Annotated in this window: 32 protein-coding genes; 19 read left to right on the forward strand and 13 right to left on the reverse strand. The window is 61.7% G+C overall.

Features of this window, described 5'->3' with window-relative positions; genetic code table 11:
- Position 1 precedes the first annotated feature (1 nt).
- The 6 genes from E5W70_RS04370 to E5W70_RS04395 all read right to left on the reverse strand — a co-directional run bounded on the left by E5W70_RS04370 (position 2) and on the right by E5W70_RS04395 (position 4,239).
- The gene (locus E5W70_RS04370) at positions 2-1,216 is read right to left on the reverse strand and encodes a glycosyltransferase family protein (protein ID WP_292654357.1); all 1,215 of its coding nucleotides are present in this window, start codon (positions 1,214-1,216) and stop codon (positions 2-4) included.
- Between the two features lie 261 nt (positions 1,217-1,477).
- Positions 1,478-1,741, reverse strand: coding sequence for a hypothetical protein (locus E5W70_RS04375; RefSeq protein ID WP_292654359.1), 264 nt, complete (start codon positions 1,739-1,741; stop codon positions 1,478-1,480).
- A 344-nt stretch (positions 1,742-2,085) separates the two neighbouring features.
- A complete protein-coding gene (locus tag E5W70_RS04380; protein ID WP_292654362.1) occupies positions 2,086-2,604 on the reverse strand; it encodes an SRPBCC domain-containing protein in 519 nt (172 codons plus the stop codon).
- Positions 2,585-2,947, reverse strand: a complete 363-nt coding sequence (locus tag E5W70_RS04385) for a metalloregulator ArsR/SmtB family transcription factor (protein WP_023716541.1) — start codon at positions 2,945-2,947, stop codon at positions 2,585-2,587. The genes E5W70_RS04380 and E5W70_RS04385 overlap by 20 nt, the downstream gene beginning before the upstream one ends.
- Positions 2,948-3,051: 104 nt before the next feature.
- Positions 3,052-3,405 carry a hypothetical protein gene (locus E5W70_RS04390; protein ID WP_292654369.1) on the reverse strand — a complete coding sequence of 118 codons (354 nt, stop codon included), beginning with the start codon at positions 3,403-3,405 and terminating at the stop codon, positions 3,052-3,054.
- Between the two features lie 483 nt (positions 3,406-3,888).
- Positions 3,889-4,239, reverse strand: coding sequence for a helix-turn-helix domain-containing protein (locus E5W70_RS04395; RefSeq protein ID WP_292654372.1), 351 nt, complete (start codon positions 4,237-4,239; stop codon positions 3,889-3,891).
- Between the two features lie 135 nt (positions 4,240-4,374).
- Here E5W70_RS04395 and E5W70_RS04400 point away from each other — a divergent pair, with 135 nt between their 5' ends.
- On the forward strand, positions 4,375-5,229 hold the full coding sequence (locus E5W70_RS04400) for an SDR family oxidoreductase (RefSeq protein WP_292654375.1): 855 nt from the start codon (positions 4,375-4,377) through the stop codon (positions 5,227-5,229).
- A gap of 58 nt (positions 5,230-5,287) precedes the next feature.
- Here E5W70_RS04400 and E5W70_RS04405 read toward each other — a convergent pair whose 3' ends face one another.
- Together E5W70_RS04405 and E5W70_RS04410 are read right to left on the reverse strand one after the other, a co-directional pair.
- The gene (locus E5W70_RS04405) at positions 5,288-6,202 is read right to left on the reverse strand and encodes a N,N-dimethylformamidase beta subunit family domain-containing protein (protein ID WP_292654376.1); all 915 of its coding nucleotides are present in this window, start codon (positions 6,200-6,202) and stop codon (positions 5,288-5,290) included.
- Positions 6,203-6,267: 65 nt separating this feature from the next.
- On the reverse strand, positions 6,268-7,350 hold the full coding sequence (locus E5W70_RS04410) for a N,N-dimethylformamidase beta subunit family domain-containing protein (protein WP_292654380.1): 1,083 nt from the start codon (positions 7,348-7,350) through the stop codon (positions 6,268-6,270).
- Positions 7,351-7,546: 196 nt separating this feature from the next.
- On the opposite strand from E5W70_RS04410, the gene E5W70_RS04415 reads away from it, so the two are divergent.
- The 9 genes from E5W70_RS04415 to E5W70_RS04455 all read left to right on the forward strand — a co-directional run bounded on the left by E5W70_RS04415 (position 7,547) and on the right by E5W70_RS04455 (position 16,386).
- Positions 7,547-8,320: a 3-oxoacyl-ACP reductase family protein gene (locus tag E5W70_RS04415; RefSeq protein ID WP_292654383.1), complete on the forward strand. Its 774-nt coding sequence runs from the start codon at positions 7,547-7,549 to the stop codon at positions 8,318-8,320.
- Between the two features lie 80 nt (positions 8,321-8,400).
- Positions 8,401-9,723: a histidinol dehydrogenase gene (hisD, locus tag E5W70_RS04420; protein ID WP_292654386.1), complete on the forward strand. Its 1,323-nt coding sequence runs from the start codon at positions 8,401-8,403 to the stop codon at positions 9,721-9,723.
- Positions 9,724-9,738: 15 nt separating this feature from the next.
- Positions 9,739-10,761, forward strand: coding sequence for a zinc-binding dehydrogenase (locus E5W70_RS04425; protein WP_292654451.1), 1,023 nt, complete (start codon positions 9,739-9,741; stop codon positions 10,759-10,761).
- 31 nt (positions 10,762-10,792) lie between these two features.
- The gene (gene hutC, locus E5W70_RS04430; RefSeq protein ID WP_292654389.1) at positions 10,793-11,524 is read left to right on the forward strand and encodes a histidine utilization repressor; all 732 of its coding nucleotides are present in this window, start codon (positions 10,793-10,795) and stop codon (positions 11,522-11,524) included.
- A gap of 261 nt (positions 11,525-11,785) precedes the next feature.
- Positions 11,786-12,751 (forward strand): ABC transporter substrate-binding protein, encoded by a 966-nt coding sequence (locus E5W70_RS04435; RefSeq protein ID WP_292654393.1) that lies wholly within the window; start codon positions 11,786-11,788, stop codon positions 12,749-12,751.
- A gap of 97 nt (positions 12,752-12,848) precedes the next feature.
- A complete protein-coding gene (locus E5W70_RS04440) occupies positions 12,849-13,646 on the forward strand; it encodes an ABC transporter permease (RefSeq protein WP_292654396.1) in 798 nt (265 codons plus the stop codon).
- 10 nt (positions 13,647-13,656) lie between these two features.
- Positions 13,657-14,439 (forward strand): ABC transporter ATP-binding protein, encoded by a 783-nt coding sequence (locus tag E5W70_RS04445; RefSeq protein WP_292654399.1) that lies wholly within the window; start codon positions 13,657-13,659, stop codon positions 14,437-14,439.
- Positions 14,440-14,651: 212 nt separating this feature from the next.
- On the forward strand, positions 14,652-15,044 hold the full coding sequence (locus E5W70_RS04450; protein ID WP_292654402.1) for a YciI family protein: 393 nt from the start codon (positions 14,652-14,654) through the stop codon (positions 15,042-15,044).
- An 85-nt stretch (positions 15,045-15,129) separates the two neighbouring features.
- Positions 15,130-16,386: an RNA polymerase sigma factor gene (locus tag E5W70_RS04455; RefSeq protein WP_292654405.1), complete on the forward strand. Its 1,257-nt coding sequence runs from the start codon at positions 15,130-15,132 to the stop codon at positions 16,384-16,386.
- Between the two features lie 87 nt (positions 16,387-16,473).
- On the opposite strand, the gene E5W70_RS04460 is transcribed toward E5W70_RS04455, so the two are convergent.
- The 4 genes from E5W70_RS04460 to E5W70_RS04475 form a co-directional block, all read right to left on the reverse strand.
- A complete protein-coding gene (locus E5W70_RS04460) occupies positions 16,474-16,881 on the reverse strand; it encodes a PIN domain-containing protein (protein WP_292654409.1) in 408 nt (135 codons plus the stop codon).
- Positions 16,871-17,101 carry an AbrB/MazE/SpoVT family DNA-binding domain-containing protein gene (locus E5W70_RS04465; RefSeq protein ID WP_023676182.1) on the reverse strand — a complete coding sequence of 77 codons (231 nt, stop codon included), beginning with the start codon at positions 17,099-17,101 and terminating at the stop codon, positions 16,871-16,873. The genes E5W70_RS04460 and E5W70_RS04465 overlap by 11 nt, the downstream gene beginning before the upstream one ends.
- Before the next feature lie 122 nt (positions 17,102-17,223).
- Positions 17,224-17,652, reverse strand: a complete 429-nt coding sequence (locus tag E5W70_RS04470; RefSeq protein ID WP_292654417.1) for a type II toxin-antitoxin system VapC family toxin — start codon at positions 17,650-17,652, stop codon at positions 17,224-17,226.
- Entirely contained in the window at positions 17,649-17,891 is a 243-nt protein-coding gene (locus E5W70_RS04475) for a type II toxin-antitoxin system prevent-host-death family antitoxin (protein WP_292654419.1), read from the reverse strand. Before E5W70_RS04475 ends, E5W70_RS04470 begins: the two co-directional genes overlap by 4 nt.
- Positions 17,892-18,089: 198 nt before the next feature.
- On the opposite strand from E5W70_RS04475, the gene E5W70_RS04480 reads away from it, so the two are divergent.
- From E5W70_RS04480 to E5W70_RS04505, 6 genes are all read left to right on the forward strand, one after another.
- Positions 18,090-18,413: a metalloregulator ArsR/SmtB family transcription factor gene (locus E5W70_RS04480; RefSeq protein ID WP_292654422.1), complete on the forward strand. Its 324-nt coding sequence runs from the start codon at positions 18,090-18,092 to the stop codon at positions 18,411-18,413.
- Positions 18,410-18,820 carry an SRPBCC domain-containing protein gene (locus E5W70_RS04485; RefSeq protein ID WP_292654424.1) on the forward strand — a complete coding sequence of 137 codons (411 nt, stop codon included), beginning with the start codon at positions 18,410-18,412 and terminating at the stop codon, positions 18,818-18,820. Before E5W70_RS04480 ends, E5W70_RS04485 begins: the two co-directional genes overlap by 4 nt.
- Before the next feature lie 77 nt (positions 18,821-18,897).
- Complete coding sequence (locus tag E5W70_RS04490; RefSeq protein WP_292654427.1) at positions 18,898-19,290, forward strand: VOC family protein; 393 nt, start codon at positions 18,898-18,900, stop codon at positions 19,288-19,290.
- Positions 19,291-19,375: 85 nt separating this feature from the next.
- Positions 19,376-19,606, forward strand: coding sequence for a hypothetical protein (locus E5W70_RS04495; protein WP_292654431.1), 231 nt, complete (start codon positions 19,376-19,378; stop codon positions 19,604-19,606).
- Positions 19,607-19,610: 4 nt separating this feature from the next.
- Positions 19,611-20,096 (forward strand): DUF1801 domain-containing protein, encoded by a 486-nt coding sequence (locus tag E5W70_RS04500; RefSeq protein WP_292654433.1) that lies wholly within the window; start codon positions 19,611-19,613, stop codon positions 20,094-20,096.
- 90 nt (positions 20,097-20,186) lie between these two features.
- Complete coding sequence (locus tag E5W70_RS04505) at positions 20,187-20,585, forward strand: DUF1801 domain-containing protein (RefSeq protein WP_292654454.1); 399 nt, start codon at positions 20,187-20,189, stop codon at positions 20,583-20,585.
- On the opposite strand, the gene E5W70_RS04510 is transcribed toward E5W70_RS04505, so the two are convergent.
- Positions 20,586-21,494 (reverse strand): dihydrodipicolinate synthase family protein, encoded by a 909-nt coding sequence (locus tag E5W70_RS04510; protein WP_292654436.1) that lies wholly within the window; start codon positions 21,492-21,494, stop codon positions 20,586-20,588.
- 266 nt (positions 21,495-21,760) lie between these two features.
- Here E5W70_RS04510 and E5W70_RS04515 point away from each other — a divergent pair, with 266 nt between their 5' ends.
- The 3 genes from E5W70_RS04515 (at position 21,761) to uxuA (ending at position 24,880) form a co-directional block, all read left to right on the forward strand.
- Positions 21,761-22,858, forward strand: coding sequence for a Gfo/Idh/MocA family oxidoreductase (locus E5W70_RS04515; RefSeq protein ID WP_292654439.1), 1,098 nt, complete (start codon positions 21,761-21,763; stop codon positions 22,856-22,858).
- 11 nt (positions 22,859-22,869) lie between these two features.
- On the forward strand, positions 22,870-23,529 hold the full coding sequence (locus E5W70_RS04520; RefSeq protein WP_292654442.1) for a ThuA domain-containing protein: 660 nt from the start codon (positions 22,870-22,872) through the stop codon (positions 23,527-23,529).
- 151 nt (positions 23,530-23,680) lie between these two features.
- Positions 23,681-24,880 (forward strand): mannonate dehydratase, encoded by a 1,200-nt coding sequence (gene uxuA / locus E5W70_RS04525; protein ID WP_292654444.1) that lies wholly within the window; start codon positions 23,681-23,683, stop codon positions 24,878-24,880.
- The last annotated feature ends 10 nt before the right edge of the window (positions 24,881-24,890 follow it).

The raw sequence follows: 24,890 nt of genomic DNA on the forward strand, positions 1-24,890 counted from the left end.
CTCAGGTCATTCCTTCAATGACCGAAAGGTGATGGCCGGCCCGCCGGTCGAGCAGTTCCGCGACGATTTCGGAAATATGAGGCAGCCCCTCCAGCGTCAGATGCGGATTGCTCTGCGACGGGCGGGGCCGGTCCGGCAGCACCTTCAGTGCATCAGCAAACCGCCGGGAATCCTCGGCTTCTTCCGGCAAAAGCATCTCGATGAGGCCGAGTTCGGCTGCCCGCCGTGCGCGGATCAGTTGTTCCCGGCGGGGCTCGACGCGCGGCACGATCAGCGCCGGCTTGTCGAAAGACAGTATCTCGCAATAGGTGTTGTAGCCGCCCATCGCCACTACCGCCTTGGCGCCCGCAATCAGGTCTTCCATGCGGTTGTCGAACTCGATGATCTTGATGTAGGGGATCTTGGACCCCTTCCTGAGCAGCTTGTTGCGCTTGCGCGCCGGCATGTAAGGCCCAAGCACGATCAGGGCTCTATGCTGCAATTGCGGATCCTGCTGATAGGCATCGATGACGTCGTGGATCAGATCGGCGCCGTCACCGCCGCCACCGGTGGTAACGAGGATATAGTCGCCCTCGGGCCGGTGGCCGGGCAACTCGTTCCGCTGCAGGCTCCGTTGCAGGAAACCGACGAACCTCATCTTTGCCCTGACAGCCGGGGGTACATCCAGGCCGGTCAACGGATCGTAGAAATCCGGCGGACCATAGGCCCAGACCTTGTCGTAGAAGACGCCTATCTTGCGCATCACGTCTCTGCGTGCCCACTCTGCTTCGAGCAGATGCGGCGCATCCATCACCTCGCGCAGGCCAAGCACCAGCGTGGTGCCCCGCGTCTTGAGGTAGGACAGCGTGTCCTCAATCTCACCGCGCAGGCCGAGCGGTTCCTTGTCGACGATGAAGATATCCGGCCGGAAGGTCTCAGCTGTATGGCGGATGATCGACTGGCGCATCCTTAGCGTCTCATGCAGATCGATGTCCTTTTCCAGCGAGGTGTATTCGCCGTTGCGCAGCTTGATGACGCTGGGGATCTTCACGAAGTCGACACGGGCGCGGTAGTCGAAGGCGCCAGCGATAGTCGCACCCGAAATGATAAGCACCTGAAGTCCGCGGAAATCCTCGACCAGCGAATGCGCGATAGTCCGGCACCGCTGCAAATGGCCGAGCCCGAACGTGTCGTGGCTGTACATGAGAATTCGAGCGTTTTCTGCGTGCTGGGTCATTGTTGAACGTCTCTTAGAATTCTCGCTTTGAGGACCGTGAGCGACCCGACGGCTTCGAAACCATCCTGGTTTTGAAACATGAGGCCGCGATTTTCAATTTGTATTACTTCTGTGGAATGCCTGTCAGATAACTTTCTGATTGCCTGAGTCCGAAACTAGATGGATTGGCGAATATCGCCTCGGCGGGAGCGGGCCGAGACTCCCTGTTGTTGTTTTGGGATGGGTGGACGGGGAAAGCGGTGTCCAAAAGATCGGCAGAAGTCATCCCTCTTGATTCCAATAAGCTCCGGTCTCTCCGAACTCGATTGGTTTCGGAGCGGTGAAAGCGAATTCCGCTATCCTGCGCATATAGTCAATTGCTTGATCGGTATACGAAAGGACAGGGTCGCCGGGCGTCGCACGGCGCATGTTGTTGTAGAACTCATTTCGCGCGCCATTGGTCTCGGTCTTGGGGGACCAAAGGTGCTGCCCATCAATCTCTTGACGGGCGGTCTGATTATGATTCACCGACCAGAACTGAGCCATCTATCGCCCAAGCTAGCCGGAATTTCGGCAGGAATCGAGTGGATGCCAGCGGTCACAACACACCGCCTGCAGCAGGGTGTGTGCAACACCGGTTGCTTGTCGATCGCTTTGGCCTCTGGCTAATGCCTTAGCTGGGGCGGTGACGGTACTTTTTGAGACGACCTGAGCGCGTCGCCGAACGTCGCGAGGTGCGAAAATCGCTCGATTGGTCCCGATAGTTGGCGAAACCTCAATGAGTTTGATGATTGGCCTCGTAGGTTCACAGAGGGCGGCGACGATCTCGTCGGGGTTCTCTTCCGCCTAGTTGAAGATCCAGGCGGCCGACCGGGAGATCGACGACTTCATCACCGTCGCACGCTCGCGCCTAGCGTGACGAGAAGCTCGTCCAGTTGCTCGAACGTCTCGCCCATCGCATCCGCCGCCCCGGTGCCGGCAGCGTCGAGAGCTTCCTTTGAGGGATAGAGCTCGTGCATGACCAGCAGCGTCTTGCCACCTTTTTCCTCGAAGGTCACCGTGGTGATGGGTCCACCGTCACCACCCTCGTCATTGGTCCAGACGAGGCGCGAGTGCGGTGTCACTTCGATATACCTACCGAAGAACTCGTCAGGGTTTGAGGCATCGTGGCCGAACACCAAACGGTATCTGCCCCCGACACGAACATCCATCTCGCAGGAACGCAGGAACATGCCCATCGACTCCGGTGCCCACCACCGCATGAACAGCTCGGGCTTGGTCCAAGCCTCGAACACGGTGCGCGCCGGCGCGTCAAAGGTTCGCGTAACGACCAGCTCCCGGTCGGACTTCCGTTCCACCATCGTGCGGTTCTGCATGGGGGTGGGCTCACTAGCTCTTGTTTCGTCCATCGACTTTCTCCTTCCGTTTCAATTCCTCGACAACCTTGTCCAACTCGTTGAAGCGTGCGTCCCAGAGCTGGCGGTGCCTCTCGATCCATGCCGCCTCTTCCTCCAGTGCGCGTAGGCCAAGCTTGCAGGTCCGCACGCGCCCAACCTTCTCCGTGGTGACGAGCCCCGCCTTCTCCAAGACGCCGACGTGCTTCTTCATGCCCGTGAGGGTCATGTGGAACTTTTCGGCAAGGTCCGTGATCGAGGCGTCTGCTCGTCCGAGTTGCTCCAAAACGCCGCGCCGGGTGGCGTCCGAGAGCGCGGCGAACGAGGCATCGAGGTGGGGCATTAAATACTGAACCATATGGTTCAGTATTTAACAGACGGGTTGGCGGCGTGCAAGGGGAGGCCGAGTGGGCTGCGTTGCCGGCCGCCCCTTCTGGTAAATCGCAAGCGATTAGCGGATGTTCAAGTCGGAGCAGGGTCGGTGAGGAAGGGCATGATGTCCACGCCGTCTCCTGGGAAGACCGTGAAATGCGGGTGGTTCTCGAACAGGCGGGCGGCGGCATCGATGGTATCGGCCTCGACGACAATATAGCCGCAGAAAGGGTTCACGGCGTCGGCGATGCCGTCCCTGGTAACGCGCCTCGCCTTACCGACCATGCCGCCGCGATCGGGGAAAAATGCGGCATTTCTCTCCTCCCAGTCCGCCCACTGCTGTAGGCCGACGGCATCAATCGCATCTTGCTCGGGCTTAGGCAGGCTACGAAAGCGGGCGAGGTCTTCGGGCTTCATGGTGTAGACGGCGAGAAAACGGGGCATGCGGCGGTTTTTTCTTCATGCTGGCAGAAGCATGCTAGCTTAGTCTCCTGGAGGACCCAAGTCACTGCGCATTACCACCCTTTAAATGCCCGCCCGCTATTTGCGTCAGTCCTGTCGATGCCTGTCAGTGAGCGCAGGTCCGAGTTTATGGGGGCTGCCTTGTTCATCCTCGGCGATCGCTCCGGCGCGCCGGATTGCCGTAAACACACCTCGACCAGTCTTTGCTTGAGCGGAGCAACTCCTGATCTCCCGCTTCGGCGAAGTAACCTCGCCACACTCTACGATCTCCCAACTGCTGCGTCGGGCCGGTCTCAAGGGGCGTTCAGGCCAACAATGACCCGAGGCTGAAGCTGGCACCCATTTCGACGCTGACCTGCCGGCGGGCGGAACTGCTCCACCACCAGATCAACGGGCACATCAAGCGTCATCCCTGTTCGGGGGACAGCCCGAATGCAGTCCGGCCGCCAAACGATGTGCTCACGATCATTCAGCCGAAGAATCACGGAGCAGCAGGCGCGACCCGACGTCCACAATAGACCTGATAGCGGGAAGCAGTTCCTGCCCCAGCGACGTCAGCTCATACTCCACGGTCGGCGGCGATGTCGGCATCACGTTGCGATAGAGGACGCCGCGCTCCTCGAGGTCCCGCAGTCTGCTGGTCAGTACCTTCGCCGAAACGGCTGGGATATCGCGGCGGAGTTCCGAGAACCGACGCGGGCCTTCGCTCAGGGACCAGAGCACCTCGGGTGTCCAGCAGCCGCCAAGCAGCGCCATGCACCTCGACATGGGGCAGCCGGCGAGAGCCTTCACCTTTTTTCGCGTCTTGAGAACCATCGTGCACCCTTCTCGGGGAGTTTCCAGTTGGTTACCGGAAAATAGTGGTAACCACAAGATACGTGGTTTCCAATGGTAACGATGGCCGCTATTCGAAGGCTCTCCGATCCACGCAACAACGAACTGGACTGAACGATGTACGCAATAACTGGAGCAACGGGACAGCTTGGCCGCCTCGTGATCGAGACGCTGCTGAAGACCATTCCCGCCGACCGGATCGTCGCGGCGGTTCGCAATCCGGCAAAGGCCAGAGATCTGGCTGAGCGCGGTGTGACTGTACGCGAGGCGGACTACAACCGTCCCGACACGCTCGCCCCGGCCTTCGCCGGCGTCCAGAAACTGCTGCTGATTTCGTCCACCGAGGTCAGCGGCCGCCTGCCGCGGCATCAGGCGGTGATCGAGGCAGCCAAACGCGCCGGGGTTTCGCTAATCGCTTACACCAGCATGCTGCACGCCGACACGTCTCCCGCAACGCTCGCAATCGAGCATCGCCAGACAGAGGAGGTCATTGCGGCCTCGGGGCTTCCTGCCGTCATCCTGCGCAATGGCTGGTACACCGAGAACCATCTGCTGGCGCTTCCGGCGGCTCTGGAGCACGGCGCCTTCGTCGGCGCCGCGAAAGACGGGCGCTTCTCGTCCGCGGCGCGGCGAGACTATGCCGAGGCCGCAGCCCTGGTGCTGACGACCGACGGCCAGGCGAGGAAAATATACGAGCTCGCCGCAGACCAGGCCTTCACGCTTGCCGAGCTTGCGGCGGAGTTTTCGCGGCAGTCGGGCAAGGCTATCGCCTACGACGATCTTTCCCAGGCCGCTTATCAGGATGTGTTGACGGGGGCCGGGCTGCCGGCCGACTTCGCTGCGCTTCTGGCCGATACCGACGCTGCAGCCGCACGCGGAGCGTTGTTCGATGACGGAGGCGCCCTGGGGCGGCTGATCGGTCGTCCGACCACCTCGATGCAGAGCCTTGTCGCGGCTGCATTGCGCGGTTGAAGCCGGGGCTCAGAACTCGACGTGCATAGCGCCGCCGGTCGAAAGCGGATACGGGTCTTTAGATTTTCTCGACTGGATTGGCTTCTCCTTTCGTTGCACCGAGGCGGTTGAGCAGATTGAGCGTGATCCTGCCGGCATCGTTCATGGCGCCCGCGGCTGGCAGCGCGCCGCACCAGGCAACCGAGCTTGCCGAAAAGATCAAGCCGCCTGCTGCGAGCTTTCGCAGGGTCATTTCGGCGCAACGGCGGGCGATGCGTTGCGTATCCCCGCCCTCATACCAGCGCGTCGAATCCTGGAAGAAGCTGTCGGGAAATCCGGTCGCACGCGCGATCACGACGGTGTCAGCGGAAGTGCCGAGGGCTGGATCCGTCGCATCCACTTCGTAGCCTGCGGCACCGCCCAGCACGATGCCGTCGGTGCCGAAGGTCGCATTTTCAACGCCTTCGAACAGCCATGCGCATCCTGCTTCATGGCTTTCCTCAGTGCGCGTGAAGGGGCGCGCGCCTTCGAAGCCCATCAGTGAGATCGCGCCGCCGATCAGCGAGAATTCGCCGCGGCCGCGGGAGCGGAGATAGCCTCCTGGTTCGTTGGTGATCGACAGCGCCTGCTCGGCGACCGGGCCGTCCCAGGTTCGGCCGGCCTCCAGCGGCGAACGCCGCAGCTCCATCAGATCGTCCTTGAAAGCCACAGTGGCAGCGAAGCCGTTTCCGCCTAGATAGGCGATGCTGCCGCCTTCGGCCACAAACTGCCGCAGCGCCTGCTCCATCTCGATCGACATATATTCGGGGTGGCTGCCGGTGACGACGGCTTGATGTCGACGCAAACCGTCTATGCCGCATTCGTGCAAATCGTGATCGGTCATGACGTCAAACACGATTCCATTGTCGTGGCAGAATCGGAGGAAGTGCAGATCGACCGGCAAATTATGTGGGCAGCCGCAGAGCGGATAATCGTAATCGTCCCTGAGCGTCACTTTCGGCTTTTTGTAGGAGCAGATGGAAACGCCGCTAAGGTCGGAATGGTAATCGTAAAGAGATTTCAGATTGTTGGCGACCGCGAAGCGATGTCCCCGGTCGTCGCTTTTCCATTATAAAGATGATCTGGGAGATATTCGTCCGCATAGGCGAGATAGGTGGCCGTCGGCACGAGATACAACAGCGGCGACGAAACCTGTGAAGAGGTGACGAAGAACACTACGCGTTCGTAGCCACCATCCCATTCGATCTGGAACGCGTAGACGCCTGGGCGTACGTTTTCAGGGATCGTCAAGCGGTGCGATGCCGGCCACTCAAGCGGGCCGATGTCGTCGTCGTGGCAATGGATAGCGTCGTAGTGCGACGGCACGAAGCGAGGCTCGAAGCTCGATCCGTCCCAGCGTGCCGAAGTCGTGCAGAAGGCTGGCTGATTGATCGCATTGAGGAGCAGCGGATCTGCTCCGCCCGACGACAGGATCGGCTGCGTTGGTAACAGCGTCGGGAAATCCCAGGCAACGGTCCGCTGCGGTGTCTCGAGCCGGATCGCGGCAAATTTCGCGTTGAGGGTAGGTTCGTGGTGGGTAGCACTTGCGCCGAAATGGATGCCGTGCGCCTGGAGGTTCCGCGCCGGGCTGCCAAAACGTTCATGGAGTTCGTAAGGCGCGAGATGATCATGCGATTTGATGCGCAGACGCGGCTGCTCCTGCCGCAGATCCAACTCGACAGTGAGCCACACACCAGTTGGCGCCTTCTTCTGGACAAAGGTTTCGTCACCGATTTCCAGGACAAATGCGCCGTCGCGGAGGCGCAGCCCGAGGACGCCTGCTTCCAGGATCGTACGCGCACCTTCGTTGCGCGTGAGGAACAGCTCAAAACGAATGCCGTGGACGGCTTGTACTTTGGCCAGCTCGCCGGCTCGCACGAACAGGAACGACCCCTGGTCGAAATACCGATGCTGTGGTTCACCTATCGTTTCGAAGGGCCAAGCGAGAAATTCCGGAGCCGGCTTGTCAAGCCGGCAAATTCGTGTGGCCTTTATCGGCCGATCGCAAGACAGGCTGAGGTTGATCTGCTGGCCTGCTTTGGCACTCCAGGGGGTGGTATAACCAACCACGCTCATCGCGTCGTGGTCTACTGCGCGCTTCATCTATCCTCCCGATGAACTCCAGATGGGCTGGGGCGAACCGCGTAGACCGGTCCGATGTCGGCCACTGCGCTGCCGCTCTGACAAGCAAAGGCCGCATGGCGCACTACCGCCATGATGTACATGCTTGTATAGATAAGCTGCATTCGGATAGTCTCGACGCAATCGGTTCAGGCGCGACATTACCAAGGAGGATGACATGCGCAACGCATCTCTCTTCGATCTGTCAGGCAGGAAGGCGCTTGTAACCGGCGCAAGCCGTGGCATCGGGCGCAGCATCGCCGAGGCGCTCAGCGCGGCCGGCGCCGACGTCGCGGTCACGGCGCGCAGCGTGGCCTCGCTCGAGAAGACGATGGCCGCCATCCGCACCGCCGGCGGGGTCGCGCACGCCATCGCCCTGGACGTCACTGATGTCGACCGGTGCCGGGCGGCGACAGCCGAGGCCGGCAGCCTGCTCGGAGGTCTCGATATTCTCGTCAACAATGCGGGTGTGGAAGAGGTCCGGCCCTCGCTCGACGTCGATGAAGCGCTGTGGGACAGGATTGTCGATACGAATCTCAAAGGCGCCTTCTTCTGCGCCCAAGCCGCCGCGCGGCAGATGAGAGACGCCGGACGGCCCGGCGTCATTATCAATCTCTGCTCGCTGACCTCCGAGGTCGGGATTCCCACGGCGGTGCCGTACGGCTCGTCGAAATCAGGACTCCTCGGCATGACGCGGGCGCTTGCAGCGGAGTGGGCCGATCTTGGGATCCGGGTCAACGCCATCGCGCCTGGCTATTTCAGGACAGCGATGACAGACGTGTTCTACAGCAACGAGGCATGGCAGCAATCGATGCTCGCCAAGATTCCGCAGCGCCGTTTTGGTGTTCTCTCGGACCTGCACGGAATCGCGGTGTTCCTCGCTTCGGATGCGGCAGCCTACATAACCGGCCAGTCCATTCCCGTGGATGGAGGCTTTCTCGCATCGATTTGAAGGCTTCAGGGGCTGGAGACGTGTCCCAGAAGTGATCGACAAACGCTAATCGTAATTGCGTCCTAAGAAAAGGAGCCGCCATGTCTGACGTCAGCTTCCACCGCCTGTCATCCCTCAGTGTCGATCAGCGGGCCAGTTTACTGAAACGCGCCGAAGGAGATCTGTCTTCCTTCATCGAAAAGGTCCGTCCAATCATCCAGTCCGTCAAGGATGAAGGTGACGCGGCCTTGCTCCGGTTTGCACGCGAGCTCGACAAAGCCGATGTTGCCGACGGTGAACTGAAAGTTTCGGAAGCGGAGTTCGACGCGGCATTCGATAAGGTCGAGAAGGATGTCGTGGAGAGTATCCGGTTCGGCATCGAGAACATCCGGCATTTCCACGAGGAGCAGCGCCCGGAAACGATGTGGCTCAAGGAAGTTCGGCCGGGCGCCTATGCGGGCGACCGATACACACCGATCGCTTCGGTCGCGCTTTATGTTCCGCGCGGCAAAGGCGCGTTCCCTTCGGTGACGATGATGACGTCGGTTCCGGCGGTGATTGCCGGGGTTCCCCAGATCGCGATCGTGACGCCTGCGACTTCGGACGGTTCCGTCGACGCCGCGACGCTGGTTGCTGCCCGCCTCGCCGGCGTGGAGACCGTGTATAAGTGCGGCGGCGCCCATGCGGTCGCCGCCGTCGCCTATGGAACCGAGACTGTGAAGCCTGCCGTCAAGATCGTCGGGCCGGGGAGCCCGTGGGTGGTGGCGGCAAAGAGCGTGTTGTCCCCGATCATCAACACAGGTCTCCCGGCCGGTCCGTCCGAAGCGATTATCTTTGCCGATGACAGCGTCGACGGCGGCCTGGCCGCTCTTGACCTGTTGATCGAGGCCGAGCACGGGCCGGATTCCTCGGCCTATCTGGTGACGCACAGCCGCAAGGTCGCCGAAGCCGCATTGATTGCGATACCGGAACACTGGTCCCGGATGAGCGAACAGCGTGTGGAGTTCTCACGCGCGGTGCTGACTGGAAAGCGCGGCGGCATCGTGCTGACCGAGTCGCTGGAGGACAGCTACCGCTTCATCAACGATTATGCGCCGGAGCACCTCGAGATTCTGTCAACGGAGCCATTTGCGCATCTCGGACGTATCACAGAAGCCGCCGAGATCCTCATGGGACCGCATACGCCGGTGACCCTCGCCAACTTCGTCCTCGGACCCAATGCGGTGCTGCCGACCAGCCGGTGGGCGCGAACCTTTGGACCGCTTTCCGTGACGGATTTCGTCAAGAGATCGTCGGTCGGCTATGTGACGTCGGCGGCCTATCCGGAACTCGCCCTGCATGCCCGCAGGCTCGCCCGCTACGAAGGGTTCAGTTCGCATGAGAACGCGGTTTCGGAGATCCGCGATCGCTATCTCGCCGGCTGAGCGGAAGCGATGACGATGAGGGCGGCGCGACTCCATGGACCCGGCGACTTGCGCGTCGAGGATATCGCCGCGCCAGGCGCTCCCGAGCCAGGCTGGGTGAAGCTGAGGGTCGATGCCGCAGGCATTTGCGGTTCCGATCTCCATAACTTTCGCACGGGCCAATGGATAAGCCGATCGCCTTCGACGGCTGGCCATGAGCTGACAGGCACGGTGATCGCCATCGGCGAGGGCGTGGATACCGTCACCGTTGGCGACCGAGTGGTCGCCGATTCCCGTTTCTGGTGCGGAAAATGCGCGCAATGCCATGCAGGCAGGCGGCATCTTTGCACGTCGCTGGGCTTCGTCGGCGAGATATGCGACGGCGGATTTGCCGAACAGGCGGTCCTGCCCGCGCGCCTCCTGCACATCATCGATGCCGTGCTGGACGAACGGGTCGCGGCGATGGCCGAGCCGCTAGCTGTAGCGTTGCATGCAGTGCGGCGTCTGCCGAAAACGGCGGGCTCCGTTCTTGTCGTCGGCTGCGGGACTATCGGCGGGCTTGCCGCACTGCTGCTTTCCCGGACATTCGCAGGTACCGTGCTCGTCGCCGATCGCAATCAGGGCCGCTGCGCCCGGGTGGCGCGGGTGACCGGCGCCAGCATCGTCGATTTGAACCGGGACGCCATTGCCGCCGCCATCGCGGATGCCCCCTTGCTCGCTGCCGTCGAAGCGACCGGCAGCATCGCAGCACTCAGCCAGTTGCTCGGCGTTCTCGATGCCGGCGGCACCGTTGCGATGGTCGGCATATTCCATGGGCGCCTCGATATCGATCCCAACATCCTGGTTGAACGCGAAATCGCATTGCTGGGATGCCACGCCTTCGCCGATGAGCTTCCCGATGCCATCCGGATGCTCGGCGAATTGACCGAGCCCATGGTCGAACTGATCGACCGCGAGATCGGCCTGGATGATGTTCCCGCAGCCTATGAGCGGCTGTTGGCGGGGCAGGGCGGTGGCTTGAAAACAATCATCCGGATGCGGTCTGCCGGGCGCGTGTGATTTCCGAACCTTGCCGGAAAGGATTTTTGAAATGATCACTTTGCCCGACACCGCCAGCCCTCTTTACGAGAAGGTCAAGGACTACATCCTGACGAACATCGGAACGGGGCGATGGAGCAAGGACCGGAAGCTGCCGTCCGAAAATGAATTCGTGGCGACACTCGGCGTGTCTCGGATGACGGTCCATCGTGCCTTGCGGGAGTTGACCTCTGCGGGTTTTCTGATCCGGCTCCAGGGCGTCGGCACATTCATCGCGCCACCTCGACCGCAATCCGCACTGATCGAGATCAACAACATCGCGGCGGAAATTGTCGCGCGGGGAAACAGGCATCGTTCCGAGGTTATCGTCCTCGAAAAGATCACGCCGACAAAGGAGCTCGCGCTTTCTTTCGAGTTCGCAAAACGCGCGTCGGTCTATCATTCCATCGTCGTTAACTTCGAGAACGACCTGCCTGTGCAACTGGAAGAGCGCTTCGTCAACCCGAGCCTGATACCCGACTATGACAAGCAGGACTTTTCCAGGACAGCGACCTACGACTACCTCATGCAGAAAACCCCGGTGACGGAGGTCGAGCACATCATCTCGGCGACCCCTGCCGATGCCGAGACGGCGCGGTATCTGGGCATCGATGTCGGCAGCTGCTGCCTGTTTCTGCATCGCCGGACATGGACGGGCGCCGTCGTTGCCACGATCAGCAAGCTGACTTACGTTGGCAGCCGCTACTCGCTTGGCAGTCGGTATTCTCCGTCCAGAAAAACCTGATCGCAGTGAAGCGAATCAGAGTTGGAAGGAGGGGTCTAACTTGTATATGCATGTATGTATTTAGCCTTGACATCCGCTGTTGCTGACGTTGAAGTGTCGTCGCACTTTCGTTGAACGGACAGCTAAGATGCCGAGGCACGGTGCCGCAAGAGCAGAAGCCCGCATTCTCACCAGGCCGGATGTTTGGTTCAAAAAAGCGGCCTGATCATCAAGGGGAACAAGATGATGCGTAACCTAACAGGACAATTTCGGGCACTCGTTATGGCTGCTGCCGTCGGGTTTGCCCCGGCGGCCTACGCGGCCGACACGACAATTCCGGCGACGCCCGAGGCGGGAACATTCAAGATCGGCATCGAGCCATGGCTTGGCTACGGCCAGTGGCACGTCGCCGAAGCCAAGGGCCTGTTCAAGGCAAACGGGCTGTCCGACGTGCAGATCGTGAATTTCGCCGAGGACAAGGACATCAACGCCGCCCTGGCCAGCGGCCAGCTCGATGCCGCCAACATCGCGACCCACACGGCTATGGGCATGGTTGCGGCCGGCCTGCCGGTGAAGATCGTGCTTCTGCTCGACGTCAGCATGACGGCGGACGCCATGATCGCCGGCAAGGACATCGCCTCCGTCGCCGACCTCAAGGGCAAACAGGTCGCTTTCGAGGAAGGCACGACGAGCGACATCCTGCTCAAATACGCGCTCGCCAAGAACGGCATGTCGATCGCCGATGTCCAGCCGGTTCCAATGCCGGCGGCGGATGCCGGCAGTGCGTTGATCGCCGGCCAGGTCCCGGTCGCGGTGACATATGAGCCCTATCTCACCGCCGCCAGGGCGCAGAACAAGGACGTCAAGCTACTCTTCACCGCAGGCGAAGATCCCGGCCTGATCAGCGACGTGTTCGTGGTGCGCGATGAGGTGATCACGTCGCGTCCTGGCCAGGTGCTTGCCATGATCAAGACCTGGGATGCGGCCCTGAAGGCCTACAACGCCGACACGCCCGACGGCCGGGCGATCATCTCCAAGGCTGTCGGTTCGAGCGTCGAAGACCTCAACACCGCCTTTGATGGCGTGCGTTACTATAGTCTCGCCGAAAACAAGGATGCGCTGATGGGCGAATTCTCCACCAAGATATTCGCCGATGTCGAAGCGGCCGCCAAGAACGCCGGGCTGCTTCAGGCGGACGTGACGCCGGAGCAGATGATCGACCCGTCATTCGTCAAGGCCGCGAAATGACGAGGGCCGGCTCGCGGTGGTGACGCAAATGTCCGAGCAGCGTGCCACCAAAACGAGCCCGTCTCACGCAGCACCGAGGCCGGTAACCAAACAACCGATGCGCCGTCGCCGATCCTCCGGGATCGGCGCGCCCATCGCACGCTCGCGCTTCCTGATGATAGCAGTGGCCGTCTTTGCCGGCCTCGGCCTCGCCTGGTGGGCGGCAACGGGGCTGGGACTGGTAAAGCCAATTTTCCTGCCCTCGCCGGGAAGCGTGGTGACCCAACTCGGCAAGCTCTCGGGTGACGGCACGCTGTGGCTGGATCTCAGGACCTCGATATACCGTATTTCCATTGGCTTCCTCATCGCCTCGGCATTGGCGATTCCGATTGGCGTGCTGATCGGCAGCTTCAGGACCTGGGAAGCGGCGATCGAGCCGCTTGTGGATTTCATCCGTTACATGCCGGTGGTCGCTTTCGTGCCCCTCTCCATCCTGTGGTCGGGGACAGGCGATGCCCAGAAGTTCCTGATCATCTTCATAGGCACCTTCTTCCAGCAGGTCCTGATGATCATGGACAATGTGAAGCGGGTTCCCGCTGATTTCATTGGCCTTGGCAGGACGCTCGGGCTGCCGGATCGCAAGATCCTGACGCGCATCGTGGTTCCCAGCGCCTTGCCAGGCATCTGGGATACGTTGCGCATCAGTCTCGGCTGGGCCTGGACCTGGCTGGTATTGGCGGAACTTGTCGCGGCGACATCAGGCCTCGGCTACCGCATCACCGTGTCCCAGCGCTATTTCCAGACAAACACCATCATCGGCTACATCCTGCTGCTGGGCGTGCTTGGTCTCATCACCGACCAGGTCATGAAGGCACTGGGAAAAGTGCTGTTCCGACAGGAAGGCCACGTGCAATGAGGCCGCGCCGATGAGTTTGCCCAAACTGCGGATCAAAGGTCTCCACAAGAGCTTCGGCACGGGCGCGCGGCGCACGGAAGTGCTGCGCGATATCAATCTCGATCTTGCCGACAACGAGTTCGTCTCGCTGGTGGGCACGTCGGGTTGCGGCAAGAGCACGCTGCTGTCGATCGTTGCCGGACTGCAGGATTTCGACGCGGGAGATCTTGCCATCGATGGCGCGCCGATCCTGCAGCCGGGCCTCGACCGCGGCGTCGTTTTCCAGTCCTACACCCTGCTTCCCTGGCTGACGGCGCAGCAGAACATCGAGTTCGCCCTCAAGGCCGCGGGTCATGATCGCGCGACATGTCGCAGGATAGCGCGCGAGCATCTCGATCTGGTCAAGCTCCCGCACAGCGCCAATCGCTATCCGTCTGAGCTTTCGGGCGGCATGAAGCAACGTGTGGCCATAGCGCGTGCTCTTTCCTATCGACCCAAAATGCTTCTGATGGACGAGCCCTTTGGCGCGCTCGATGCCTTGACCAGGCATCAGATGCAGGAACTCCTGACGCAGATCTGGGAGGAGCACAGGCTCACCGTGCTCTTCGTCACTCATGATGTGGAAGAAGCCGTCTACTTGTCGGACCGCATCATCGTGATGGGGATCGGCCCGGGACGCATCATGCAGACCTTCAATGTCGACATCGAGCGCCCGCGCCGGGAAGAGGTCATGGAAACCCCGGCCTTCATGGATTTGCAGCGCAGCGTGCACAAGGCGATCCGCGAGGCTTCAAAACGTCCCGAAATGGTTTAGGCGGACCACTCAATTACTTACAATCGCGACCAACGTTGCGCCCAATCTCGATATCGCGCCATCGCAAATTCCCAACCAGGGGAGCCGCCATTGGCGTCCTGCTCCTCAACCTCGAAAAAAATTTGCAGGACAATGTCGATTTCCTAAACTCCGTTCGTCGTTTCGATGCCGGCCGGTGAGGCCGGTCAACAAGGAGACCGACGATTCGTGTGATGGTGCTCGTGAAGGCTACCGAGGACAGCGAAAAGGGCTTTCTCCCCACGCCCGAGGCGAAGGAAGCGATGGAGGCGATGGGCAGATTTAACGACGAGCTGCGCAATGCCGGCATCTTGCTCGACGCCGACGGCCTCAAGCCCTCCTCGCAGGGCAAGCGCGTTGCGTTCGATGGTCCCCGCCGGACGGTCATCGACGGGCCTTTCGCCGAGACCCGCGAACTGGTCGCCGGCTTTTGGCTCTGGGAAGTCAAGGACATGGACGAGGCGGTCGCCTGGGTGAAGCGCTGCCCCAATCCCATGCCGGGACCGAGCGAGATTGAAATCCGGCCGCTGTACGAGTTGGCTGATTGGCAATGGGAATCTGACGCCGGAGGTCACGGAAATCCATGACCGGACGCGCGAGAAGCTCAGCGGCAACTGAACCTGTCGGCCGCAACCTGCCTGCCTCCATTATGGCTTTGGCCGACAAGGCAGCATGACTGCAGGCGAGACGCAGCAGGCGATCGAGGCGATTTTTCGCATTGAACGGGCCCGGCTCATCGCGGGCCTGGCCCGCCTCGTGCGTAATGTCGATCTTGCAGAGGAACTGGGGCAGGACGCCCTCGTCATAGCCCTATCCGAATGGTCCAGGACCGGCGTTCCGGCCAATCCCGGCGCTTGGCTGATGACGGTCGCCAAACGCCGCGCCATTGACGCGATCCGTCGCGACAAGATGCGCGAGCGCAAGCATGAGGAGATCGCGCGGGAGCTGGACGGCGAGTGCGATGGTACGGCCGAGGGAAGCGAAATGGCCATGAACGATGATCTTGGCGACGAGTTGCTGGGCCTCATCTTCACAGCCTGTCACCCCATACTTTCGGCCGACGCCCGCGCGGCGCTCACGTTGCGCGTCATCGGCGGCCTGACGACGGACGAGATCGCCCGTGCTTTCCTGTCGAGCGAGGTGACGATCGCCCAGCGCATCGTCCGCGCGAAGAAGACGATCGGAAAGGCCGGGCTCAGCTTCGAGGTGCCGCGCGGCGCCGAGCGTGCGGCGCGTCTGTCCTCGGTGCTGGAGGTCATCTATCTCATCTTCAATGAAGGCTATGCTGCCACGGCCGGCGACGACCTTGTCCGGCCGGGCCTGTGCCTGGAGGCACAACGGCTGGGCCGCATGCTGGCGGGGCTGATGCCCGAGGATGCCGAGGTGTTCGGGCTGCTGGCTCTGATGGAAATCCAGGCGTCGCGCCTGCCCGCACGCATCGGGCCGGACGGCGCCCTCTTGACCCTGACCGAGCAAAACCGCGCACGCTGGGACCAACTGCTGATCCGCCGAGGCCTTGACGCGCTGGCCCGCGCCGAAGCTCTCGGGGGCGATGGCCCCTATGCGTTACAAGCCGCGCTTGCAGCCTGCCATGCGCGGGCGCGCAGTCCGGCCGATACCGATTGGCCCCGCATCGCAGCGCTCTACGACCGGCTGCGAGCAGTGATGCCATCGCCGGTGGTCGATCTCAATCGAGCGGTCGCCCACAGCATGGCTTTCGGGCCCGAAGCGGGCCTGCGGCTGGTGGACGAGATTGCCGACGCCGCCGCCCTGCGCAATTATGCGCCATTGCCAGCCGCGAGGGGCGATTTTCTGTTTCGGGCCGGCCGGCTGGCCGAGGCCCGCGCCGAATTCGAGGCTGCGGCCAAGCTCACCCGCAACGTGCGCGAGGCGGCCTTTCTCCTCGCCCGCGCAGACGCTTGTGGTTGACAGCATCGCTCTCTGTGCCTGAAGCGCCGCTCGGCAACATCGAAAGCCGCCAGTTCGCTCCCGGCCAGCTCCCTTCAATGAGCGCGATCAACTCGCAACGCGAAAGGGATTAACGATGCGCAAGCCTTCCTCGAGCGCCATTGCGTGCTGCATGTCCTCTGACCAAAGTGTGTCGCAGCCAGCGTGAATCGCTGCGGAGGCGATCATCGCGTCATAGGTGGAAAGGCCGTACCGCTCGGCGAGCCTCAATCCTGTTTCGTGGGTCTCGAGCGTGAGCGGATGAACCGTCAACAGGCCACGCAGCATGGTCAGCAGCGCATGCGTGTCGTCCCATGACATTTGCATCTTCCGACGCGCGACATTGGTGAGTTCGTTGAGAACCTGCACGCTGATCGCCCCGCCAGCAGCGATAACCGCCTCGGCCCGATCCGCCTTCGCCGTATCGCCTGACGCGATATAAAGAAGGACATTGGTATCGAAAAAACTAACGGGCATTCGCCTCGTCCCGATCGAATTTGAAGTCAGCGGGAAGCCGACCGCGGAAGGCGCGGAGACGCTTCAGCAACTCCTCGCGCCCGGGCTTCCGCGCGACGCCAAGCTGGCGGGCGTCAGCGACATGGATTTCGATCTCATCACCTTCCCTGAGTTCAAGCGCTTCGACCACAGCGGCGGGAAGGCGGACCGCAAGACTATTTCCCCATTTGGCAACCTGCATGTCACTGCCTCTGCTGGATATACGATGGAAAAAATGTATATCCAGAAGGGGTCAAGGTCAAGGATCGCAGCCAATCGGTTTTCGCAGCTTGGGGTATGTTCATTTTGGGGGAGAGGCCTTGATCATGCCAGCAACTGCGTCGGTACGCCGAGAATCGGTCCTGCCTCGGCGACCCGTTGGTCGACGGTCCACAGCGTGGCGCCATGCTCCGATGCCGCCGCGAGGTGCAGGGCGTCGCCAGCACGAAGCCCGAGCATATGCTGATCGGCGAATTTCGCGGCGACCCGAAAATGCCCGCCCGTCACCGGCAGCACGGTGAAGCTCTCAGCGACCAGCTTATTGAACATCGCGTGCGCTGCTGCGCGCTGCTCCAGGTCGATCTGTCCGGTCCGAAGCTTGATCGCCATGGCGGAGGACATCTCGGTGATGGTCCAGTCGCTGATCACAAGTTGCGCTGGGTCCTGCTCCGCCAGCCAGCCCTGAACGCGCGCGGTCATGGCTTCGTTGGATAGCGCCGCGACGATCAGCGAAGTATCGAGATAGGACGTCAATAGCGATCGCCATCTCGCATCGATCGCACCAGATCGGCGGCAGCCTGAGCCTGCAGAGGCATGGTTGCGGTCAGGGATTGGAGCAGGTCGGCGTCGATCCGTTTGCGAGGGCGGGCCACGGCCGTGAGCCTGGCGACCGGCTTGCCACGCCGGGTGATGTCGATCGAGTCTCCAGCCTCGACCCTGTCGACGAGCTCACTCAGATGTGCCTTGGCGTCCGCCAAATTGACCGCGTCCATCTCAGCTCCTGACTATGTAGATGGTCATGTAGCGCATCACGCGTGACAATTCCAGGGCAGAGTACGGCGAATAACCAACTGGCTGCGTGAGCGAAGCAGCTGTGCATCCCTGCAACGAGAATTATGCCGCTTCCCGCTTGACTCACACATATCCCGGTGGTTATACATCGATCAATAGCCGAAGGGTTATCGATCCCAATGCCAAACGCTCACGATGTGCTCTTCAGAACGCTTGCCGATCCGACTCGGCGCGCTATTTTTGAGCGACTGTGTCGTGAAGGAGAGCAGACGGTCGGGGCTCTGACGGCTCAGGCCGGGATCTCGCAACCGGCCGTGTCAAAACATCTCGGCGTTTTGAGGCAAGCCGGGCTCGTGCGCGACCGCCATGCAGGACGACAGACCCATTATAGCGCGCAGCTTGCTGCGCTTGCCCCCCTGCTCGACTGGACAAGCCAGATGACTGGGTTCTGGCAGAGCCGGTTCGACGACCTCGAAGAGCTGCTCAAAAGGATGGACCAGTGAACGAAATGGCGACCGAAACGCTCTCCGTCATTGTCGACCGGGAAATCGCTTATCCGCCCGAGAAGATCTGGCGCGCACTCACCCAACCACATCTGATCGAAGAGTGGCTCATGAAAAACGACTTCAAACCTGTCGCGGACCACCGTTTCAATCTTCACGCAGCCTGGGGCTCTGTCGAATGTCAGGTCCAGACGCTCGAGCCGAACAGAACGCTGACTTACACGTGGGATACCAAGGATCTCAAGAGTGTCGTCTCTTGGACCCTCACCCCCACGAGCACCGGAGCCCGCTTGCGCATGGAACAGTCGGGCTTCCGGCCGGATCAGCAGCCTTACTTCCGGGGTGCCAAAGTCGGCTGGCCGAGGTTCTTTGACGATCTGGAGCAGGTTCTAGCGCGAACGGACTGAGATCCGCCGGCGCTATTCAAGCAAGGGCTCTGTTACTGCAGAGCGGCACATGACGGGGCGATAATGGAGGCAAGCCAATGAAGATCAAGTTGACCAAAGTATACGTGGATGATCAGGAAAAGGCTCTGGGCTTCTACACCGAAACGCTCGGCTTTACCAAGAAGGCCGATTTCAGCAATGGACCGTATCGCTGGCTGACCGTCGCATCAGCCGACGAGCCGGATGGGACCGAGCTGCAACTCGCGCTCAATGACAACCCGGCGGCCAAGGCCTACCAGCAAGCCATTTTCCAGCAGGGCCAGCCCGCGGTCATGTTCTTCACCGATAACGTCAAAGGCGATTACGAGCGCATCAAAGCGCGCGGCGCCGAGTTCACCATGCCGCCGACCGAAGTAACCGGCTCGACCATCGCCCAGCTGAACGACAACTGCGGCAATCTCGTTCAAATCACCCAACTGGCGCGCTGGTAAAGCGTGCGTCAGTGGCGTGGCTGCCCGGCGGGAGTCGCCAAACGGGCCGCCCGATCCGCTCGGTTCGTCTTCAGAGGAGGTCTCAATGGATTGGAACAAATGGGTTCGGCAGATCCACCGCTGGCTGTCGATTATCTTTGCGGCGGTCGTCGCCGCCATCTTCATCAGCCTGGGAGCAGGCAAGGAACCCGCCTACTGGGTATACCTCTTGCCGCTGCTTCCACTCGGCTTGCTCCTGCTTACCGGTCTGTACATGTTCGTGCTGCCTTACGCGCCCAAGTGGCGCAGCGCGGGGGGCACCGGCGCACTGGAGTGAATGCATGGCCAACAAGACGTCCATCAAGTCAGCGGCGGTCGTGAAGAAGCCCGCCGCCAAGCCTACAGCCGCGAAGCCTGCAGCCGCCAAGCCGGTCCTCCTCGCAGGCGGCAACCCGCAGATTGCGAAGGGTCATGGTGACGCTCCTGTGCAGGCCTACATCGCGGCCATGCCGGGCTGGAAACGCGATGTCGGGCGCCGCCTCGACGCACTCATCGAGCGCAACGTTCCCAACCTGCGCAAGGCCGTCAAATGGAACTCGCCCTTCTATGGCGTAGAGGGCCAAGGCTGGTTCCTCAACTTCCATTGCTTCACAAAGTACATCAAGCTGGCTTTCTTCCGCGGCGCGTCGCTGCGTCCCGTCCCACTCGGTGAGTCCAAGCACAAGGACGTGCGCTACCTCGACATCCGCGAGGACGACCAGCTCGACGAAGCTCAACTCACCGACTGGGTAAAGCAAGCCAGCCAGTTGCCTGGCGAGCGAATGTGAGTGGAATGCCAGTCATTCCGCAAACCCGGTGCCGACTAGCGGTATTCATCTGACGGGCGAGCGGCAACAACCGCAGGGAAAGCGACAATGATGATGAAGAGTGGCTCTATGGAAGGAAATGCAGAGAGCTCTCCCTCTCAGCTGATCGATGCGAGGATCAGTGAGCTGGGCGATTGGCGAGGCAAGACGCTTTCCCATGTCCGCGCTCTCGTCAAGCAGGCTGACCCGGAAGTGGTCGAGGAGTGGAAGTGGCGAGGCGTTCCGGTGTGGTCGCACGCCGGAATAATCTGCACCGGCGAGACCTACAAGAACGTCGTGAAAGTGACCTTCGCAAAGGGCGCCTCCCTGCCGGACCCTTCAGGCCTATTCAACTCCAGCCTCGAAGGCAACACCAGGCGCGCCATCGATATCCGTGAGGGCGAAGACATAGATGAGAATGCGTTCAAGGCGCTGATACGCGCTGCTGCCGCCCTGAACACGGCCCGATAGTCAGCTCCGGCCGATATGGTCGGCTAGCGGGCCGAGAAGGGCGAGCAAAGCTTCGCCGGTGGCTTGCGTCGCGTTCTCATGCGGCGCGCGCAGGTTCAGCCAGCGTCTGTCGCTGGACCGTACCGCCAGCACTGCCTTCATCGCGGCGATGAGGCCGGCGTCCTGGATGATTTTGCGGAATGCCTTGATGGCGGCGTCCGCGTCGGTAGTGTCCTCTCCCGCCAGCGCTGCGTCGTAGAGGGCCCGGATCGCTGCGGCATTCAGATTGACTGTCGCCGAGATGCAGCCGGCAGCACCGTGGGCGAGGCCTTTCGTGAGCTGTGCTTCCGAGCTCGGGAACACCGCGACGCTTGGTGCCGCCGCAATGACCGCCGCGGTGTTGTTCCAATCGCCGGCGCTGTCCTTGTAAGCCACCACGACGTCGGGAAACACTTCGCTCAATCGGGCGGTCAGCGCCGGGCTCACCGGTACGCCGGAATTCTGCGGGATATGGTAGAGGATCATCCTCATCGCCGGGTTCGCCACCCGTTCGATCAGCTCGCCATAGTAGCGGGCCTGGCCGTTGCCGCCGGCGGCCGTATAGAAGAACGACGGCAGCACCATCACCCCGGCACAGCCGAGACCGACCGCATGCGCCGTCAGTTCGACGGTTTCGGCGAGTGCTGTGACACCGGTGCCGGGCATCAGACGGCCTGGCGAAATGCCGGCCTCGACCAGCCACTCCAGCGCTTGCATGCGCTCGCGCAACGAGACGGACAACGCCTCGCCCGTGGTACCGAACGGCGACAGGAAATGCGCTCCCTGATCCAGCACCCACCTGGCGTGTGATATCCAGAGGTCGCGGGCAATGCGGCCGTCGTTTTCGAACGGCGTCAGGATCGGTGCGATGGTTCCTTGCGGGCGGATCATGTGCGTCCTTCTACCGGTGAAAATCTATGCAGGGCTCAAAGCTGGCATCAAGAATGTCGAGCAAGCTACATGAAGCAGTGTTGCTGAGTACCGGGCGTTCGACCTCAAAAGCAAGCGGCTCGCGCATGGGCGCGCGATTGTGATCGAGCGGCGGTTCTGAGGCTCTCGAGGTATATCCTTGTCACGGGACAACGTCGTCTGGCCGAAAGGGGGGGTGACAAACGAGTTCTGCTGTTTCATCAATGCCGCCTTTTGAGGAGAAGCCCATGCGGAGGATCGGTGTCGGCATTATCGGCTGCGGCAACATTTCGGATGCCTATCTGAAGGCGTCGCCACAATTTCCGGTGCTCGACATTGTCGGGGTCGCCGACATCAATCGGACGGCGGCCGAGGCCAAGGCAGCGGCCTACGGCCTGGCTGCCATGCCGGTCGAAGCGCTGTTGGCCGATCCGCGCGTCGAGATCGTGCTCAACCTGACGACGCCGCAGCATCATGTCCCGGTCGGCTTGCAAGCTGTCGGGCAAGGCAAGCACGTCTATTCGGAGAAGCCGCTGGCAACGACGCTCAGCGACGCCGAGCGGCTGGTCGCGGCCGCGCGCGAACAGGGCGTGCGTATTGGCTGCGCACCCGACACTTTTCTTGGCGGCTCCCACCAGACGGCGCGGCGGCTGGTCGATGAGGATACGGTTGGGACCATTGTCGCCGGCTCTGCCTTCATGCAGGTGCCCGGCCACGAGCTCTGGCATCCCAATCCGGATTTCTACTATCAGCCCGGCGGTGGGCCAATGCTCGACATGGGACCGTACTATCTGACCTGCCTGGTCAATCTCCTGGGTCCGGTAAAATCCGTGACCGGGCAGGCGAAGTCATCCTACGCCACCCGCACCATCGGTTCTGGACCGCGCCAGGGCGAAACCATCCGGGTCGAGGTGCCGACCCATATTTCCGGCCTGCTCACATTCGAGAACGGTGCGGCGGTTTCGATCACCACCAGCTTCGACGTCTGGAAGCATGAACACAATCACATCGAACTTTACGGAACCACCGGCTCGATGATCGTCTCCGATCCCAATCAGTTCCAAGGCGACATCAGGACCAGCCAGCGCAAGGGCGACTGGACGGTGGCCGATCAGATCCATTCCTATGGCGACGGCAATTATCGGGGCCTCGGCCTCGCCGACATGGCGCAGGCGATCGTCTCGGGCAGGCAGCACCGTGCCAGCCTCGATCTTTCCCTCCATGTCCTGGAAATCATGGAATCGATCATCTCTTCGGCAGAGATAGGGCAGCGTATCGACCTCAGATATGGCTGCGCCCGGCCGGCGCCGATGCGCGCCGACCTGCCTTTCGGAATTCTGGAATAGGGAATAATGCGATGAGCAAGACGGCACTGATTTTCTGGGGCGGCTGGGAAGGTCACACCCCGGCCCGAAGCGCCGAAATCGTCAAAGAGATGCTAGCCGGCAACGGCTTCGACGTGCAGCTGGAGCAGGGGACTTCGGCGCTTGCCGATCCGCAGCTGGGCAAGCTCGATCTCATTGTCCCGGTGATCACCATGTCGACGATCGAAAAGCCGGAGCTGCAAAACCTGACCAGCGCCGTCGGGGCCGGCACCGGCCTTGCGGGCTTTCACGGCACCATGTGCGACAGCTTCCGCAACGAGCCGGAATACCAGTTCATGACCGGCGGGCAGTGGGTCGCCCATCCCGGCAACATCATCGACTATCACGTCGACATCACCAGGCCAGACGATCCGGTTATGCAGGGCATCGACGGCTTCGCCTACCGTTCAGAGCAGTATTACATGCATGTCGATCCGACCAACGAGGTGCTGGCGACGACTACTTTCACCGGCGAGCATCTCGATTTCATCGCCGGCGTCGTCATGCCGGTCGTCTGGAAGCGCCGCTACGGCAAGGGCCGCGTCTTCTACAGCGCCCTCGGGCACACCGCCGACGAGTTCGCCGTACCGCAAATGCGCACGATGTTCGAACGCGGCGCGATTTGGGCCAGCCGAAACGCGGACCTTGCGTAGCCGTCCAATCTGATCGCCACGTATCGTTGTATTCTTTCAAAGGGCGGCCACCCGAACGCCGACCCAGGCACAGGACTGCAGCAATTTGACTGCCATGGTAGTATTCAATACACCTCTGGTCTGATCGTGGAATTCCGCAGTTGGAGGTCGAATGGAGCAGACGTGGCGATGGTTTGGTCCGAGCGATGCGGCAACGCTTGCCCACGCGAGGCAGGCCGGCGCAACCGGCATCGTGACGGCATTGCACGACATTCCTTACGGCGAAGTCTGGCCGATCGACGCCATCAGGCAGCGCCAGGCGCTTATCGAGGCGGATCCGGCGATGGGCCTCAAATGGAGCGTCGTCGAGAGCGTCCCCGTGCACGAGGACATCAAGCTCGGCCGCGGCGATCTCGACCGGCTCTACGATAATTTCAGGCAGACCATACGCAATCTCGGCGCCTGCGGTGTGCGCACGGTCTGCTACAACTTCATGCTGATCCTCGACTGGACCCGGACCGACCTGGCTGCGCCGCTGCCGGGCGGCGGACGGGCGCTCCGCATGAACATGCACGAGCTTGCCGCGTTCGATTGCTACATGCTGCGGCGCAAGGGATCGGAGCGCGACTATAAGTCCGATGTTCTCCAGCGGGCGAGCGAATGGTTCGAGACGACGCCGGATACGTCAAAAGAGCGTCTGCTTGCCAACATCATGGCCGGCCTGCCGGGCGCTTTCAAGCGCTACGACATAGCGGAATTGCGCGAAGTGGTGGCCGAGCAGTCGAGCCTGTCGCACGACCGGCTGCGCGAGAATCTCGTCCGCTTCTTGCAAAACGTGCTGCCGGCCGCCGAAGAGGCAGGCGTCACGCTGGCGATCCATCCGGACGATCCGCCGCGCGATCTCGTCGGCCTGTGCCGGATCGTCAAGAACGCCGACGACATCGCCTTTATCCTGGACGCGGTGCCATCGGCCAATAGCGGCCTCACCTTGTGCACGGGGTCGCTGGGCGCCAACCCGGCCAATGACGTGCCCGCCATCGCCAGGCGCTTTGCGCAAAAGATCAACTTCGTGCATCTGCGCAACGTCAGCAAGGACCCGGACGGCTCGTTCATGGAATCCGAGCATCTGAACGGCGATGTCGACATGGTGTCGGTGGTCTCGGTCTTGCTCGACGAGCAGCAACGCCGCCGAGACGCCGGCGAACCGGCGGCGCTGCTGCCGTTTCGCCCGGACCATGGCCACGAGCTGATCGATGACGCTGCGCGGCACACCCATCCCGGCTACCCAGTGATCGGCCGTCTTCGCGGCCTTGCCGAACTGAGAGGCGTGATGACGGCGATTGCCCATCAGCGCGGCTACCGGCTGCAATGACGGCGCCCCG

Origin of the sequence: Mesorhizobium sp., assembly GCF_005063415.1 — a bacterium.
Lineage (GTDB): Bacteria > Pseudomonadota > Alphaproteobacteria > Rhizobiales > Rhizobiaceae > Mesorhizobium.

What these genes read in the sequence shown, in the direction of transcription:
- E5W70_RS04370 (WP_292654357.1), bottom strand. Translation starts at nt 1,216, where the DNA reads ATGACCCAGCACGCAGAAAACGCTCGAATTCTCATGTACAGCCACGAC.
- E5W70_RS04375 (WP_292654359.1), bottom strand. Translation starts at nt 1,741, where the DNA reads ATGGCTCAGTTCTGGTCGGTGAATCATAATCAGACCGCCCGTCAAGAG.
- E5W70_RS04380 (WP_292654362.1), bottom strand. Translation starts at nt 2,604, where the DNA reads ATGGACGAAACAAGAGCTAGTGAGCCCACCCCCATGCAGAACCGCACG.
- E5W70_RS04385 (WP_023716541.1), bottom strand. Translation starts at nt 2,947, where the DNA reads ATGGTTCAGTATTTAATGCCCCACCTCGATGCCTCGTTCGCCGCGCTC.
- E5W70_RS04390 (WP_292654369.1), bottom strand. Translation starts at nt 3,405, where the DNA reads ATGCCCCGTTTTCTCGCCGTCTACACCATGAAGCCCGAAGACCTCGCC.
- E5W70_RS04395 (WP_292654372.1), bottom strand. Translation starts at nt 4,239, where the DNA reads ATGGTTCTCAAGACGCGAAAAAAGGTGAAGGCTCTCGCCGGCTGCCCC.
- E5W70_RS04400 (WP_292654375.1), top strand. Translation starts at nt 4,375, where the DNA reads ATGTACGCAATAACTGGAGCAACGGGACAGCTTGGCCGCCTCGTGATC.
- E5W70_RS04410 (WP_292654380.1), bottom strand. Translation starts at nt 7,350, where the DNA reads ATGAAGCGCGCAGTAGACCACGACGCGATGAGCGTGGTTGGTTATACC.
- E5W70_RS04415 (WP_292654383.1), top strand. Translation starts at nt 7,547, where the DNA reads ATGCGCAACGCATCTCTCTTCGATCTGTCAGGCAGGAAGGCGCTTGTA.
- hisD (WP_292654386.1), top strand. Translation starts at nt 8,401, where the DNA reads ATGTCTGACGTCAGCTTCCACCGCCTGTCATCCCTCAGTGTCGATCAG.
- E5W70_RS04425 (WP_292654451.1), top strand. Translation starts at nt 9,739, where the DNA reads ATGAGGGCGGCGCGACTCCATGGACCCGGCGACTTGCGCGTCGAGGAT.
- hutC (WP_292654389.1), top strand. Translation starts at nt 10,793, where the DNA reads ATGATCACTTTGCCCGACACCGCCAGCCCTCTTTACGAGAAGGTCAAG.
- E5W70_RS04435 (WP_292654393.1), top strand. Translation starts at nt 11,786, where the DNA reads ATGGCTGCTGCCGTCGGGTTTGCCCCGGCGGCCTACGCGGCCGACACG.
- E5W70_RS04440 (WP_292654396.1), top strand. Translation starts at nt 12,849, where the DNA reads ATGCGCCGTCGCCGATCCTCCGGGATCGGCGCGCCCATCGCACGCTCG.
- E5W70_RS04445 (WP_292654399.1), top strand. Translation starts at nt 13,657, where the DNA reads ATGAGTTTGCCCAAACTGCGGATCAAAGGTCTCCACAAGAGCTTCGGC.
- E5W70_RS04450 (WP_292654402.1), top strand. Translation starts at nt 14,652, where the DNA reads ATGGTGCTCGTGAAGGCTACCGAGGACAGCGAAAAGGGCTTTCTCCCC.
- E5W70_RS04455 (WP_292654405.1), top strand. Translation starts at nt 15,130, where the DNA reads ATGACTGCAGGCGAGACGCAGCAGGCGATCGAGGCGATTTTTCGCATT.
- E5W70_RS04460 (WP_292654409.1), bottom strand. Translation starts at nt 16,881, where the DNA reads ATGCCCGTTAGTTTTTTCGATACCAATGTCCTTCTTTATATCGCGTCA.
- E5W70_RS04465 (WP_023676182.1), bottom strand. Translation starts at nt 17,101, where the DNA reads ATGCAGGTTGCCAAATGGGGAAATAGTCTTGCGGTCCGCCTTCCCGCC.
- E5W70_RS04475 (WP_292654419.1), bottom strand. Translation starts at nt 17,891, where the DNA reads ATGGACGCGGTCAATTTGGCGGACGCCAAGGCACATCTGAGTGAGCTC.
- E5W70_RS04480 (WP_292654422.1), top strand. Translation starts at nt 18,090, where the DNA reads ATGCCAAACGCTCACGATGTGCTCTTCAGAACGCTTGCCGATCCGACT.
- E5W70_RS04490 (WP_292654427.1), top strand. Translation starts at nt 18,898, where the DNA reads ATGAAGATCAAGTTGACCAAAGTATACGTGGATGATCAGGAAAAGGCT.
- E5W70_RS04495 (WP_292654431.1), top strand. Translation starts at nt 19,376, where the DNA reads ATGGATTGGAACAAATGGGTTCGGCAGATCCACCGCTGGCTGTCGATT.
- E5W70_RS04500 (WP_292654433.1), top strand. Translation starts at nt 19,611, where the DNA reads ATGGCCAACAAGACGTCCATCAAGTCAGCGGCGGTCGTGAAGAAGCCC.
- E5W70_RS04505 (WP_292654454.1), top strand. Translation starts at nt 20,187, where the DNA reads ATGATGAAGAGTGGCTCTATGGAAGGAAATGCAGAGAGCTCTCCCTCT.
- E5W70_RS04510 (WP_292654436.1), bottom strand. Translation starts at nt 21,494, where the DNA reads ATGATCCGCCCGCAAGGAACCATCGCACCGATCCTGACGCCGTTCGAA.
- E5W70_RS04515 (WP_292654439.1), top strand. Translation starts at nt 21,761, where the DNA reads ATGCGGAGGATCGGTGTCGGCATTATCGGCTGCGGCAACATTTCGGAT.
- E5W70_RS04520 (WP_292654442.1), top strand. Translation starts at nt 22,870, where the DNA reads ATGAGCAAGACGGCACTGATTTTCTGGGGCGGCTGGGAAGGTCACACC.
- uxuA (WP_292654444.1), top strand. Translation starts at nt 23,681, where the DNA reads ATGGAGCAGACGTGGCGATGGTTTGGTCCGAGCGATGCGGCAACGCTT.